The organism is Rhodococcus sp. HNM0569 (genome assembly GCF_012726205.1).
GTDB lineage: Bacteria > Actinomycetota > Actinomycetes > Mycobacteriales > Mycobacteriaceae > Rhodococcus_F.
On the sequence record NZ_JAASAE010000001.1, the window covers coordinates 318,715 to 331,905 of the forward strand.

Here is a 13,191-nt window from a genome sequence, read left to right on the forward strand (position 1 = left end):
CGCTCGGCCCCGCATGCCCGAGATCGCATTCCGCGGCGTCCACCACGCCTACGACGACCGGACGGTGCTGTCGGACGTCGACCTCACCCTCACCGAGCACCGCATCGGCATCGTCGGTGCGAACGGGGGCGGCAAGTCGACACTCGCGCGCATGATCAACGGCCTCGTCGTCCCGACCTCCGGGACCGTCACGGTCGACGGCGTCGACACCAAGCGGCACGGGCGTCAGGTGCGCCGGACGGTCGGATTCGTGTTCACCGACCCGGACCACCAGATCATCATGCCGACGGTGGCCGAGGACGTCGCCTTCTCCCTTCGCCGCTCGCGACTGTCGAAGACCGAACGCGAGGCGCGGGTGCGCGACGTCCTCGATCGATTCGGGCTCGCGGGCCACGCCGATCACCCGCCACACCTGCTGTCGGGTGGGCAGAAGCAGATGCTCGCGCTCGCGGCGGTCATGGTGGCCGAGCCGCGGATCCTCGTCGCCGACGAGCCCACGACGCTGCTCGATCTGCGCAACACTCGCACGATCGCCCGCACGTTCGCGCAGCTGCCGCAGCAACTCGTCGTCGTGACGCACCACCTCGACCTGCTCGACGATTTCGACCGCGTGCTCGTCGTCGACGGCGGCCGCGTCGTGGCGGACGGCGCACCCCGCCCGACCATCGAGTTCTACCGGGAATCGGTGTCGTGAGCGTGCTCGGGCAGTACCGGCCGGGCGACACGGTCGTGCATCGCATGCCCGCGGGCGTCAAGGTCGCGGCGCTGATCGCCGCGATCGTGACGATCAGCGTGTTCGTCCGCGCGCCGTGGCAGCTCGTGCCTGCCGCAGCCGTGGTCGCCGCCGCATTCGCCTGCGCAAAGGTGCCCGCGGGCGTCGCGGCCCGCCAGCTGCGTCCGGTGCTGTGGATGATCCTGGTGGTCTTCGTCTTCCAGCTCGTGTTCACGGGCTGGGCACGCGCAGTGGTGGTGTGCGGTGTCCTGCTGCTGGCCGTGGCCGGCGCGGCGCTCGTGACCCTCACGACCCGCGTGTCCGACATGCTCGACGCGGTCGTCGGAGTCCTCGCGCCGCTGCGGCGCGTCGGCGTCGATCCCGAACGCGTGGGTCTCGTCCTCGCGATGACGATCCGCGCGGTGCCTCTGCTGACGACCGTGGTGACGCGGGTGCGCGATGCCCGTCGCGCGCGTGGGCTGGGGTTCTCGCTGCGCGCATTCGTCGTACCGGTCGTCGTGGGCACTCTCGTGACCGCCGATCACATGGGCGACGCCCTCGCCGCGCGCGGCGTCGACGACTGAGGCCTGACCGCCTCCCTGAGCGCCCGAGACGCGGTAGGAGACGGTCAGTACCGGCGTTCGAGTTCGACGAGCGCTGCGGACAGCCCGGCGAGCCGGTCGGTCGCCCGGCCGAGTTCGGCCACCTGGTATCCGACACCGGTGAGATCTCCACCGCGGTCGGCGCCGGTCAGTTCGGCCGCAGCAGTCACCAATTGCGCGTACCCGTCGGCCCCCGCCCGCAGCTGCTGAGCCACCGCCTCGGCGGACGCGTCGAGGGTCGCGCGGGCCGACGGCTGGTCGCGAGCGGCCTGCTCGAGCGCGACGACGTCCTGTGCGAGCGCGGACATCGCGTCGGCTGTCGCGGCCGCGACCTCGTAGGTGTCGGCGAGTTCGCCGGGGTCGACGACCGCGGCACGGTCGAGGACACCGAGGATGCGGGAGAGCGCCTGCTCGCCGCGGACGAGGGCGTCCATGGGTTCGTGTGCGCGCGACGGCCGCGGTGGCACTGCCCTGCGCGGTGCGCGGCCCATCGGAAGCGGCGCTCCGCGCACGCGGCGATACGCGGTCCATCCCGCAACCGCCGGCACTGCGAGCAATGCCGCGACACCACCCGACGCGACGACCGCCGCATCCGGACCGCCCGCGACCGCGAACGACGCCGCGGAGACGGCCCCGGCACCTGCGCCCGCACCGAAGAACGACGCGCGCCTGCGAATGCGCCGGCGCCTGCGTCGTTCGCGTGCGCGCGGGTCGCGCCACGAGCGTGCGGATGCAAGGGCCTGCCTGCCGACGGAGCCGACCGTGTCGGCGACACTCTCGATGCCGGAGACGGCCGAGACCGGCCGGGTGACACCCGACCGGTCTCGACGTGACGTGCTCATGGCGTGTTACTGGCGGCCGGCCTCGCCGGGCTTCTCGGCCTCGGTGGCGGGCTGCGCAGGCTGCGCGGGAGTGCTCGACGACGCCGACTGGTCGCTGCCGGACGTGAGTGCGTCGCCCTTCATCGAGGCGCGGATCTGCTCGAGGCGGCTGTGGCCTGCCATCTGGACGCTCGCCTGCTGGACCTCCATCATGCGGCCCTGCACCGAGTTCTGGGCCAGCTCGGCCGACCCGAGGGCGGTGGCGTAGCGCTGCTCGATCTTGTCGCGCACCGCATCGAGACTGGGGGTGTTGCCGGGCGCCGACAGCGTGCTGTCCATCGTGCGCAACGACTCGCTCACCCGCTCCTGCATCTTGGCCTGCTCGAGCTGGCTCAGCAGCTTCGTGCGCTCGGCGACCTTCGCCTGCAGCGTCATCGCGTTCTGCTCGACGGCCTTCTTCGCCTGCGTCGCCGCCTGCAGCGACTGATCGTGCAGCGCCTTGAGATCCTCGACGCCCTGCTCGGCGGTGACGAGCTGCGCCGCGAACGCCTCGGCCGCGTTGGTGTACTGCACGGCCTTGTCGGTGTCGCCCGCCGCCTGCGCCTGATCGGCCAGGTTGACCGCCTGGCGCGCGTTCGCGTTGAGCTTCTCGACCTCGTCGAGCTGGCGGCTGAGCTTCATCTCCAGCTGACGCTGATTGCCGATCACCGATGCGGCCTGCTGGGACAGGGCCTGATGCTGGCGCTGCGCATCCTCGATGGCCTGCTGAATCTGAACCTTGGGGTCGGCCTTCTCATCGATCTTGGAATTGAAGAGCGCCATGAGGTACTTCCATCCCTTGACGAAAGGATTTGCCATGGTTGTGATCCTGCCTCCGTTTGTTCCGCCGCGCCCCAACGCGACCACGGTGCGCGACCGTCACGCACCGTATGCACCGCCGACGCCGTCCGCGTCCCGGTCCTGTTCTCGACTTGCCTCATGTCCATTGTGACCGATCTGCGCGTGAGCAGGATCACCAACGTGCTTTCGGACGCGCGATCGTCCGCGCGCGCCGACCGGTCAGGCCGCGGCGAGCGCGTGCGGCGCCGGGATGACGACGCGTGTCTCGCGATCGATACCGACGGCAGCCTCGGCCGGCTCGACCCTGCGCGTGTCGGCGAGCGACACGCTGACGTCGACGAGGACGTCGGCGAGCGGCACCTCGAGTGCGTCGCAGATGGCCGCGAGCAGTTCGCTCGACGCCTCCTTGCGGCCGCGCTCGATCTCGGACAGATAGCCGAGACTCACCCGTGCACTGTTGGACACCTCACGCAGGGTTCGGCTCTGGGAAACGCGCGTACGGCGGAGACTCTCGCCGATCGCCTCCCGCAAAAGCAGCGCCATCTCGCTCCTCCTTCATCCGACACCTGTGAGCACAACGTCCGCATGCGACCGATTGGTTCCCGACCCTATCCTGTCGTGTCCGATTGCACGCGTACCAGGAGCCTCGACACAGCGGCCGATACCGTCGCCGTGCGGATCTCCCAGCGGTTTCCGGCAAGCGCGTGCCGATCGACGGTGACCCCGCCGGGACCGGCGACCGCGACGAACACCGTGCCGACGGGGTGTCCGTCCTGCGGGTCCGGGCCTGCGACACCGGTGAGCCCGACGCCCCAGTCCGCACCGCAGCGGGTGGCGGCGCCCACCGCGAGTGCATGCGCCGTGCTCGACGCGACGGGCCCGTCACGCTGCAGGATCTCGTCGTCGACACCGGCGAGCACGTGCTTGAGATCCGTCGCGTACGCGACGAGCCCGCCCCGCAGGACCGCGCTCGCGCCCGGGACGCCCGCGACGGTCGCCGTGAACAGACCCGCGGTGAGCGACTCCGCCGCTGCGACCGTTCCGGACGTGCGGCGCAGCGCGGCCACCAGCTCGTCGACGCGCGAGCCCGGGGTCAGTGGATCGGTGCCCGCCATGCTCACGCGCCGGTCGCCGGGGCGTGGCGGACGCCCGAACGCAGCCGCACCGCCTGCACGACGTAGTCGAGACCGGTCGCGACGGTGAGCGCGACGGCGGCCGACATCAGCACCCACGCCACGATCAGCACGGGCCCCGATGCAGGCAGTGGCAGCAGGAACACTCCGATCGCGAACGTCTGCAGGAGTGTCTTGAGCTTGCCACCCCGTCCCGCGGGAATGACTCCGTACCGCAGAACCGCGAAGCGCAGCAGAGTGATCCCCAGTTCGCGGGCCGCGATGACGATCGTGACCCACCACGGCAGGTCGCCGAGCATCGAGAGGCCGACCAGCGCCGCCCCGATCAGCGCCTTGTCCGCGATCGGGTCGGCGAGTTTGCCGAAGTCGGTGACCAGACCGAGGCGCCGGGCGAGTTGGCCGTCGATGCGGTCGGTGACCGCCGCGACCGCGAACACGCCGAACGCCGCGATCCGCCACCGCGTGTCGTGGCCGTCGCCGACGAACAGGACGACGAGGAACACCGGCACCAACACGATCCGAAGCATCGTCAGGATGTTCGCGATGTTCAGGACGGGGACGTGGGCGCTGTCGTGCGCCGAGTCTCCCGCGGCTGCGGACGAGGCCGTGACGTCGCGCTGCGTGCTCACGCGACCACCACGTCGGGCCTCGGAGGGCTGACGGCGGGGCAGTTCGGGCGAGCAGACACGTGGCAAGAATATCGTTTCGCGTGAGCGCTACTGTTCACCCCATGACTCCCGTCACGAGTGATGCCACTCCCCCGCCGTCGGACGCACCGTCGGGCGAGTGGATCGTGCGCCGCGCGCGGACGTCGGACGTGCCGGACATCAAGCGCATCGTGGACATCTACTCGGGTCGCATCCTGCTCGAGAAGAACCTCGTCACCCTGTACGAATCGGTCCAGGAGTTCTGGGTCGCCGAGCGCGACGGCCAGGTACTCGGATGCGCCGCCCTGCACGTCCTGTGGGCCGATCTCGGTGAACTGCGCACGGTGGCGGTCGATCCGATCACCAAGGGCCAGGGCATCGGGCACCTGCTGGCGGACAAGCTGATCGAGGTCGCGCGCGAACTCGAACTCGAGCGACTGTTCGTGCTGACCTTCGAGGTCGACTTCTTCGCGCGGCACGGCTTCGTCGAGATCGACGGCACCCCGGTCACCGCCGAGGTGTACGCCGAGATGTGCCGCTCGTACGACGCGGGCGTCGCCGAGTTCCTCGACCTGAGCTACGTCAAGCCGAACACACTCGGCAACACCCGCATGCTGCTCGCCCTCTGACCGGACTCCCCGACCTCCGGGCGGCTCTCCCGAAAGGAACATCCCTCGATGAAGCACGTCGTCGTCCGCTACACCTACGCCCCGGAGCACGCCGCCGAGCGCGACGTGCGGCGTCCCGAGCACCGTGCCTGGCTCGCGGGCCTCGTCGACCGCGGCGCCGTGGTCACCACCGGCCCGTTCGCCGACGGCAGCGGCGCGTTCATCGTGGCACGCGGAGCAGACGCCGCCGCCGTCGAGAAACTCTTCGACGACGACCCGTTCGCGCGAGCGGGACTCGTGGCGGCCCGCGAGTTCGTCGAATGGACACCGGTGATGGGCGCGTTCAGCGAGTGAACGCGCCCGCCGGCGTCACGACGACGTGTCTGCGGTGCCGCGGGTCTTGACCAGGCTCGCAACGGTGGTCACGACGAGCACACCGACGATCACGGTGAGCGACAGCGTCGTGGACACCTCGGGGACGTGCACCGACTCGCCGCCGTTGACGAACGGCAGCGAGTTCTCGTGCAGCGCGTGCAGGATCAGCTTGACGCCGATGAACGCGAGGATGACCGACAACCCGTAGGACAGGTAGACGAGCCGCTCGAGCAGACCGCCGATCAGGAAGAACAGCTGCCGCAGACCCATCAGCGCGAACGCATTGGCGGTGAAGACGAGGTACGGCTCCTGGGTGAGGCCGTAGATCGCGGGAATCGAGTCGAGCGCGAACAGCACATCGGTGAATCCGATCGCGACGAGCGCGAGCAGCAGCGGCGTCACGAGACGCTTGCCGTCGACCTTGGTGATCAACTTGTCGCCGTCGTATTCGTCGGTGGTGGGCAGCACCTTCTTGGCGAGCCGAACGATCCTGCTGTCCTTCGAGTCCTCCGTGTCCTCCCCCTTGGCGTGGTCACGGATGAGTTTGGCCGCGGTGTAGATCAGGAAGATGCCGAACAGGTAGAACACCCACGCGTACGTGTTGATCGCGGCCGCGCCGACCGCGATGAACGCACCGCGCATCACGAGTGCCATCACGATGCCGATCAGCAGCACCTTCTGCTGGTACTCGCGGGGCACCGCGAAGGACGACATGATGATGACGAACACGAACAGGTTGTCGACCGACAGTGCCTTCTCGGTGACGAACCCGGCGAAGTACTCGCCACCGAAGGTGGGCCCCCAGATCCACAGGACGATCAGGCCGAACACGATGGCGAGCGTGATGTAGACGGCCGACCAGAAGCCCGATTCGCGCAGCGACGGGGCGTGCGGCGTGCGCACGTGCGCGAAGAAGTCGAACACGAACAGCCCCAGGATGACCACGATGGTGATCACCCAGGTGAGCAGCGAGACATGCACTTACGTATACCTCCGGTTGACTGGAACGTCACCGGAGGTCTCTCCCGCCGATCGCCTGACGATCGACCGACAGCCCCGGAGCGGCAATCGTGCCGCTCGTGTTGACGAGGCTGTCGCGGAAACGGGGATACTCCCCTCCACGTGCACGCCATTGAATCACACCCGCGCGCGCTACTTCACCGCGCGCATCCCACACACACGGTCATCGCAGGTCAGTCGGCCGCAGCGCCAGGCGCCTCCGCCGGATCGCCGCCTCTGATCGACCACAGCAGGCCGTCGAGTTCGTCGGGTTTGACGAGTACCTCGCGGGCCTTCGACCCCTCGCTCGGACCGACGATCTCGCGCGTCTCCATGAGGTCCATGAGCCGACCGGCCTTCGCGAATCCGACCCGCAGTTTGCGCTGCAGCATCGATGTCGAACCGAACTGACTCGACACGACGAGCTCGACCGCCTGCAGGAACACGTCCATGTCGTCGCCGATGTCGGGGTCGACGTCCTTCTTCTCCCCTGCCTTGGCGCTCGTGACGCCTTCCGTGTACTCCGGCTCGGCCTGGTTCTTGGTGAAGTCGACGACGGCGGCGATCTCGTCGTCGGTGATGAACGCACCCTGCAGTCGCGTCGGCTTGCCTGCGCCCATCGGGAGGAACAGCCCGTCGCCCATGCCGATGAGCTTCTCGGCGCCCGGCTGGTCGAGGATGACGCGCGAGTCGGTGAGCGACGACGTCGCGAATGCGAGCCGCGACGGCACGTTCGTCTTGATCAGACCCGTCACGACGTCGACCGAGGGCCGCTGCGTCGCGAGGACCAGGTGGATGCCTGCAGCGCGCGCCTTCTGGGTGATCCGCACGATCGCGTCCTCGACGTCGCGCGGCGCGGTCATCATGAGGTCGGCGAGCTCGTCGACGATCGCGAGGATGTACGGATACGGGCGGTACACGCGCTCGCTGCCCAGCGGTGTCGTGATCTCGCCCGACTTGACCTTCGCGTTGAAGTCGTCGATGTGGCGGACCTTGCTCGCCTGCATGTCCTGATAGCGCTGCTCCATCTCCTCGACGAGCCAGGCGAGCGCCGCTGCGGCCTTCTTCGGCTGCGTGATGATCGGCGTGATCAGGTGCGGGATGCCCTCGTACGGAGTGAGCTCGACCATCTTGGGGTCGATCAGGATCATCCGCACCTCGTCGGGTGTCGCCCGCGTGAGCAGCGACACGAGCATCGAGTTGACGAAGCTCGACTTGCCGGAGCCGGTGGAACCCGCGACCAGCAGGTGCGGCATCTTCGCGAGGTTCGCGCTCACGAAGTCGCCTTCGATGTCCTTGCCGAGACCGATCACGAGCGGGTGATGGTCGCGGCGCGTCGACGGGGCCCCCAGCACGTCGGCGAGGCGCACCATCTCGCGGTCCGAGTTGGGCACCTCGATGCCGACCGCCGACTTGCCGGGGATCGGGGCGAGCAGGCGCACGTTGTCGGTGGCGACCGCATACGCGATGTTGCGCGCGAGCGCCGTGATCTTCTCGACCTTCACGCCCGGACCGAGTTCGACCTCGTAGCGCGTGACGGTCGGGCCACGCGTGAATCCGGTGACGGCCGCATCGATCTTGAACTGGTCGAGCACCTCGGTGATCGACTCGATCATCGCGTCGTTCGCGGAACTGCGCTTCTTGGGCGGATCGCCCTCGACGAGCAGCGACGCGGGCGGCAGCGTGTAGTCGCCCTCGACGACCCGGTCGGGCACGAACGCGTCGACGTCGGGCAGCGGCGGCTGGGTGGTCTCGGGTTCGGTGCGCGCGGACGCCTTCTTCTTGCGCGTCTTCTTCGGCGGCTGCGCCTCGGCCTCCGCCTTGTCGGCGGGGGCGTCGCCGTCGAACAGGCCGAGCACCTCGGTCTTCGAGTCGGCAGCGGGGACTCGCCCGAACTCGCCGGAGCCGCCGCGCGTGAACTCGTCCGTCGGATAGTTGTGGTGTGGGGAATCCACCGGGTAGCCGTCGACGTCGAACAACGCCGGATCGTCGTCGCGGTAGCCGTACTCGTCGTAGTGGGCACGGCTGAACCCGAAGTGCGCGGCCAGCTTCCCGGGCACCTCCCGCACGGTCGTGCCGGTGAGGAGCAGGATCCCGAACAGCGCGATCAGCACGAGCACCGGCACCGACAGCCATTCGGTGAGGCCGTCGGTGAGCGGTCCCGCGACCGCATAGCCGACGAAGCCCGCGGCGTGCGCACGGTCCTCGGGATCGCTGGGCGCTCCGGAGATCAAGTGCCACAGTCCCGCGACGGGCAGGCTGAGCAGAATTCCGCCGAGCACGAGTCGCGGCCGGATCTCCGGCCGTGGGGCGGTGCGCATCAGGGTGACGGCAATTCCGATCGCGACGACGGGGACGAGCGCTGCCACCGAACCCAACACGGCGCGCACGCCGGTCTCGATCGCTCCCCCGACGGGACCGCCCGCCGAGAACCACACACAGCCCGCCACGACGAGCCCGAGGGCGACCAGGGCGAGCGCGAGGCCGTCCCGTCGGTGGCCCTCCTCGATGTCGCGGGCACGGCCGACCGCACGCGTGGTGGCGCCCACACCCTTCGCGACGACCGACCAGCCGGCGCCGACACCGCGGCCGAGCGCGGGCAGCGGCCCGCTGCTCTTGCGTACCGGCTTGCGACGCGCGTTCGAGCGGCCACCCGAGCGTGCCGTCGCCGTGGCGCGGGGCGCGGTGGTGCGACGGGGCGTGGTGACGGTGCGCGTGGTGCGGGAGCCGGACTTGGCCGAGCGCGAGCCGGTCCGCGAACCGGCCTTGGTGCCCGTCCGCGATCTCGACGTGGCACTCGATCCCCGCGTACTCGCCTTTCCAGCCATATCGGTCAGGTTAGTCGCTACGGCCCCATCGGGACCATCTACAACACACGCACCACGAGTGCGCGCGGCTCACATACCGCGGTCGAGCACGCGAACTGCCTCGATGTCGGCCGGATCGCCGACGAAGTCCAGCCGCACCTCGTCGCGCCCGAATGCGTGCAGCAACAGCTCGGAGGGAGGCCCGACGAGCGTGACGACCGAGCTGCCCGAACTGTGCACGTCGGCGTCGGGCGCCCCGGACCGGTCGGTGCGGCGTACCCGCACCGTGACGGGCGCCTTGCGGTACGAGAGCCTGCCGATCTTGGTCACCAGCGACCACAGTGCGTCCTCGAGGCCCTCGGGCAGCGTGCGCGGCTCCCACCCGGGCCCGCCCCGCCGGACGTCCTCGTGATGCACGAACATCTCCGCGAGGTTGGCCTGCGCGTCGATCAGGCGGAACGGCGACCACCACGGTGGCCCGGTGCGCACCTCGTCGAGGAGGCGGCTCCAGGGCTGTCGCGCGTAGCCGGCCTGCACCGACTCGGTGTGCCGCGCGAACGGAGCGAGCATGATGCCCGGCGCGGCGTCCGGCCTGCGTTCGCGGGTGGCGAGATGGGCGGCCAGGTCGCGCGCCGACCACCCCGTGCACAGCGTGGGGGCGTCCGGGCCGACCTCGACGAGGGTCTCGACGAGAGCGTGGCGTTCGTCGCGTGCGTAACTCACGCCACAGACGCTACCGCTAGCGCGCGTCCGGTGCCGAGACAGCCATGACCGTCGGCACGATCATCGGTCTGCGGCGGTACGTGTCGCCCACCCAACGACCGACGACGCGGCGGATCGCCTGCGCGATCCGGTGCGTGTCGTTGATGCCCTCCCCCGCGAGGCGCACGAGTTCGGACTCGACGAGCTTCTCCGCCTCGGCGAGGGCCGTCGGGTCGTCGGAGAACCCGCGGCCCGACACCTCGGGTGTGCTGACCGCACGTCCGGTGTCCTCGTCGACCGCGACGGTGATCGCGATGAAACCACCTTCGCCGAGCACGAGCCGGTCGGACAGCGTCGAGTCGCCCACGTCGCCGACCGACAGCCCGTCCACGTACACGTGGCCGACCGGCACCCGGCCCGTGATCTCGGCGAGCCCGTCGACCATGTCGACCACGACGCCGTCTTCGGCGAGCACGACGCGTTCCTTCGGGACACCCGTCGCCTCGGCGAGTGCGGCATTGGCACGCAGATGCCGCCACTCTCCGTGCACCGGCATCGCATTGCTCGGCCGCACCGCGTTGTACAGGTAGAGGAGCTCGCCCGCCGACGCGTGGCCCGACACGTGGACCTTGGCGTTCTGCTGGGTCACGACGGTCGCACCCCGCCTGGCGAGTCCGTTGACGACCGCGAACACCGAGTTCTCGTTGCCCGGAATGAGGGACGACGCGAGCACGACGAGGTCGTTCGCGCGGACGTTGATCTGACGGTGCTCGCCCCGCGCCATGCGCGAGAGCGCCGACAGCGGCTCGCCCTGCGAACCGGTCGAGACCAGCACCAGCCGGTCGTCCGGCAGGTTCGCGGCGGTGTCGATGTCGACGATCAGGCCGTCGGGCACCGAGAGATAGCCGAGATCCTGCGCGATCTGCATGTTGCGGACCATCGAGCGGCCCACGAACGCGACGCGCCGGTTGTACCGGTGGGCGACGTCGACGACCTGTTGAATGCGGTGCACGTGGCTTGCGAAGGACGCGACGATGACACGCTGCTTGGCCTTGCCGATGACGGTGTCGAGGACCCCACCGATCTCGCGTTCGGGGGTGACGAAGCCGGGCACCTCTGCATTGGTCGAGTCGACCAGGAACAGGTCGACGCCTTCGTCGCCGAGCCGCGAAAAGCCCGCGAGGTCGGTCAGCCGGCCGTCGAGCGGCAACTGGTCGAGTTTGATGTCACCGGTGTGCAGCACGACGCCCGCATCGGTGCGGATCGCGACGGCGATCGCGTCCGGGATCGAGTGGTTGACCGCGAAGTACTCGAGTTCGAACGGACCGTGCTGGGTGCGCTGACCCTCGGTGACCTCGACGAGCCTGGGCCGCTGACGGTGTTCGCGGGCCTTCGCCGCGACCAGCGCGAGCGTGAACTTCGAACCGACGACCGGGATGTCGGGACGAAGCCGCAACAGGAACGGCACGGCGCCGATGTGGTCTTCGTGGCCGTGCGTGAGCACCAGTGCCTCGACGTCGTCGATGCGGTCTTCGATCCACCGGAAGTCCGGCAGGATGAGGTCGACACCGGGCTGCTGGTCCTCCGGGAACAGCACGCCGCAGTCGACGATCAGAAGCTTGCCCTGGTGCTCGAAGACCGTCATGTTGCGGCCGATCTCGCCGATACCGCCGAGCGCGACGACGCGCAGACCGTTCTTCGGCGCCTTGGGCGGCGGGCCGAGCCGGTCGGTGGGATCGACGGACACGATCTTCGGGCCGGCGCTCTTCGCGCCCGACTTGTTGCGGCCTCGCCGCGAGCGCGACGCACCGTTCTGCGCGGCACCGGTCTTGGTGGAGCCCTGCTTGACGGGCTTGTCCGAGGCAGGTTCGAGCGACGTCGAGGGCTCGGGAGCCGCGTGCCGCTCGCCCGTGCCGACGACGGCGGGGGCGTCGGCAGACGTCGACGGCGGGCCTGCCTGGCGGCTCGCGCTGCGGCGGCGCACGGGACGCGTCATCACAGCACCCCCGCCGCGTGCAGATCCGCTGCCAGCAGGTCGATCTGGTCGTTGGTGGGCGCGACCTGTGGCAGACGTGGCTCGCCCACGTCGAGGCCGACGAGCCGCAAGCCGGCCTTGGACGCGCTGACGCCGCCGAGACGCGCGACCGATCGGATGACGGGCACGAGCGAGAGGTTGATCGCGCGCGCCCGTACGAGATCACCCGCGGCGAACGCCGAGTGCAACTCGCGCAGCCGACCGGGGACGAGGTGTCCGATGACGCTGACGAAGCCGACGGCGCCGACCGCGAGCCACGGCAGGTTCAGCGGGTCGTCGCCCGACAGGTACTGCAGTTCGGTGGTGCCGATCAACTCGGCACCGGCGTTGAGATCGCCCTTCGCGTCCTTGACGGCCATGATTCGAGGATGCTCGGCGAGACGGCGGATCGTCTCGGTTTCGATGGGGACGACCGATCTCGGGGGAATGTCGTAGAGCATGACCGGCAGGTCGGTGGCGTCGGCGACCGCGGTGAAATGCGCGTAGAGACCCGCCTGCGGCGGCCGCGAGTAGTACGGGGTGACCACCAGGAGCCCGTGCGCGCCCGCGCGCGCGGCGTCGCGCGCGAGTTCCACGGAGTGGGCCGTGTCGTTGCTGCCCGCACCGGCGATGATCTTCGCGCGATCGCCCACCGCGGCGATCACGGCACGCAGCAGTTCGAGCTTCTCGTGCTCGGTGGTGGTGGGCGACTCGCCGGTGGTTCCGGCCAGAACCAGCGCGTCACAGCCGTTGTCGACCAGGTGCGCCGCGAGGCGCACGCCTGCATCCACGTCCAGTTTCCCCTCGGAGGTGAACGGCGTCACCATCGCGGTGGACACTGTGCCGAACGGCCGTTCGACGGGAAGGGCGTAGTCACCGTAGGTCATGGTCAGAAGGCTACCCGGTCCGTGCTCTCTACTCGCACAGCCTC

General features: G+C 69.6%; 14 protein-coding genes. 4 read left to right on the forward strand and 10 right to left on the reverse strand.

Features of this window, described 5'->3' with window-relative positions:
* Window positions 1–13 precede the first annotated feature (13 nt).
* Both HCA44_RS01460 and HCA44_RS01465 read left to right on the forward strand, forming a co-directional pair.
* The gene (locus HCA44_RS01460) at window positions 14–694 is read left to right on the forward strand and encodes an ABC transporter ATP-binding protein (protein WP_169646738.1); all 681 of its coding nucleotides are present in this window, start codon (window positions 14–16) and stop codon (window positions 692–694) included.
* A gap of 2 nt (window positions 695–696) precedes the next feature.
* Window positions 697–1,296, forward strand: coding sequence for an energy-coupling factor transporter transmembrane protein EcfT (locus HCA44_RS01465; protein ID WP_346764536.1), 600 nt, complete (start codon window positions 697–699; stop codon window positions 1,294–1,296).
* Window positions 1,297–1,340: 44 nt separating this feature from the next.
* Here the strand turns inward: HCA44_RS01465 and HCA44_RS01470 are convergent, their stop codons facing one another.
* From HCA44_RS01470 to pgsA, 5 genes are all read right to left on the reverse strand, one after another.
* Window positions 1,341–2,156 carry a hypothetical protein gene (locus tag HCA44_RS01470; RefSeq protein ID WP_169646739.1) on the reverse strand — a complete coding sequence of 272 codons (816 nt, stop codon included), beginning with the start codon at window positions 2,154–2,156 and terminating at the stop codon, window positions 1,341–1,343.
* A 6-nt stretch (window positions 2,157–2,162) separates the two neighbouring features.
* Window positions 2,163–2,993 (reverse strand): PspA/IM30 family protein, encoded by an 831-nt coding sequence (locus tag HCA44_RS01475; protein WP_169646740.1) that lies wholly within the window; start codon window positions 2,991–2,993, stop codon window positions 2,163–2,165.
* A 201-nt stretch (window positions 2,994–3,194) separates the two neighbouring features.
* Window positions 3,195–3,518: a helix-turn-helix transcriptional regulator gene (locus tag HCA44_RS01480; protein ID WP_169646741.1), complete on the reverse strand. Its 324-nt coding sequence runs from the start codon at window positions 3,516–3,518 to the stop codon at window positions 3,195–3,197.
* Between the two features lie 65 nt (window positions 3,519–3,583).
* Complete coding sequence (locus tag HCA44_RS01485; RefSeq protein WP_169646907.1) at window positions 3,584–4,090, reverse strand: CinA family protein; 507 nt, start codon at window positions 4,088–4,090, stop codon at window positions 3,584–3,586.
* Between the two features lie 2 nt (window positions 4,091–4,092).
* Window positions 4,093–4,737 carry a CDP-diacylglycerol--glycerol-3-phosphate 3-phosphatidyltransferase gene (gene pgsA / locus HCA44_RS01490; RefSeq protein WP_169646742.1) on the reverse strand — a complete coding sequence of 215 codons (645 nt, stop codon included), beginning with the start codon at window positions 4,735–4,737 and terminating at the stop codon, window positions 4,093–4,095.
* Window positions 4,738–4,838: 101 nt separating this feature from the next.
* Here pgsA and HCA44_RS01495 point away from each other — a divergent pair, with 101 nt between their 5' ends.
* Entirely contained in the window at window positions 4,839–5,384 is a 546-nt protein-coding gene (locus tag HCA44_RS01495) for an amino-acid N-acetyltransferase (RefSeq protein WP_169646743.1), read from the forward strand.
* Window positions 5,385–5,432: 48 nt separating this feature from the next.
* Window positions 5,433–5,717 (forward strand): YciI family protein, encoded by a 285-nt coding sequence (locus HCA44_RS01500; RefSeq protein ID WP_169646744.1) that lies wholly within the window; start codon window positions 5,433–5,435, stop codon window positions 5,715–5,717.
* 15 nt (window positions 5,718–5,732) lie between these two features.
* Here the strand turns inward: HCA44_RS01500 and HCA44_RS01505 are convergent, their stop codons facing one another.
* From HCA44_RS01505 to dapA, 5 genes are all read right to left on the reverse strand, one after another.
* Window positions 5,733–6,719 carry a TerC family protein gene (locus tag HCA44_RS01505; protein WP_169646745.1) on the reverse strand — a complete coding sequence of 329 codons (987 nt, stop codon included), beginning with the start codon at window positions 6,717–6,719 and terminating at the stop codon, window positions 5,733–5,735.
* A gap of 212 nt (window positions 6,720–6,931) precedes the next feature.
* Entirely contained in the window at window positions 6,932–9,565 is a 2,634-nt protein-coding gene (locus tag HCA44_RS01510) for a DNA translocase FtsK (RefSeq protein ID WP_169646746.1), read from the reverse strand.
* 69 nt (window positions 9,566–9,634) lie between these two features.
* Window positions 9,635–10,267: a TIGR03085 family metal-binding protein gene (locus tag HCA44_RS01515; protein ID WP_169646747.1), complete on the reverse strand. Its 633-nt coding sequence runs from the start codon at window positions 10,265–10,267 to the stop codon at window positions 9,635–9,637.
* 16 nt (window positions 10,268–10,283) lie between these two features.
* The gene (locus tag HCA44_RS01520) at window positions 10,284–12,242 is read right to left on the reverse strand and encodes a ribonuclease J (RefSeq protein ID WP_169646748.1); all 1,959 of its coding nucleotides are present in this window, start codon (window positions 12,240–12,242) and stop codon (window positions 10,284–10,286) included.
* Window positions 12,242–13,147 (reverse strand): 4-hydroxy-tetrahydrodipicolinate synthase, encoded by a 906-nt coding sequence (gene dapA, locus HCA44_RS01525; RefSeq protein ID WP_169646749.1) that lies wholly within the window; start codon window positions 13,145–13,147, stop codon window positions 12,242–12,244. The genes HCA44_RS01520 and dapA overlap by 1 nt, the downstream gene beginning before the upstream one ends.
* Between the last annotated feature and the right edge of the window lie 44 nt (window positions 13,148–13,191).

Coding starts and splice junctions, on each gene's coding strand:
- HCA44_RS01475 (WP_169646740.1), bottom strand. CDS start 2,993: ATGGCAAATCCTTTCGTCAAGGGATGGAAGTACCTCATGGCGCTCTTC.
- HCA44_RS01460 (WP_169646738.1), top strand. CDS start 14: ATGCCCGAGATCGCATTCCGCGGCGTCCACCACGCCTACGACGACCGG.
- HCA44_RS01495 (WP_169646743.1), top strand. CDS start 4,839: ATGACTCCCGTCACGAGTGATGCCACTCCCCCGCCGTCGGACGCACCG.
- HCA44_RS01480 (WP_169646741.1), bottom strand. CDS start 3,518: ATGGCGCTGCTTTTGCGGGAGGCGATCGGCGAGAGTCTCCGCCGTACG.
- HCA44_RS01470 (WP_169646739.1), bottom strand. CDS start 2,156: ATGAGCACGTCACGTCGAGACCGGTCGGGTGTCACCCGGCCGGTCTCG.
- HCA44_RS01485 (WP_169646907.1), bottom strand. CDS start 4,090: ATGGCGGGCACCGATCCACTGACCCCGGGCTCGCGCGTCGACGAGCTG.
- HCA44_RS01510 (WP_169646746.1), bottom strand. CDS start 9,565: ATGGCTGGAAAGGCGAGTACGCGGGGATCGAGTGCCACGTCGAGATCG.
- HCA44_RS01520 (WP_169646748.1), bottom strand. CDS start 12,242: ATGACGCGTCCCGTGCGCCGCCGCAGCGCGAGCCGCCAGGCAGGCCCG.
- dapA (WP_169646749.1), bottom strand. CDS start 13,147: ATGACCTACGGTGACTACGCCCTTCCCGTCGAACGGCCGTTCGGCACA.
- HCA44_RS01500 (WP_169646744.1), top strand. CDS start 5,433: ATGAAGCACGTCGTCGTCCGCTACACCTACGCCCCGGAGCACGCCGCC.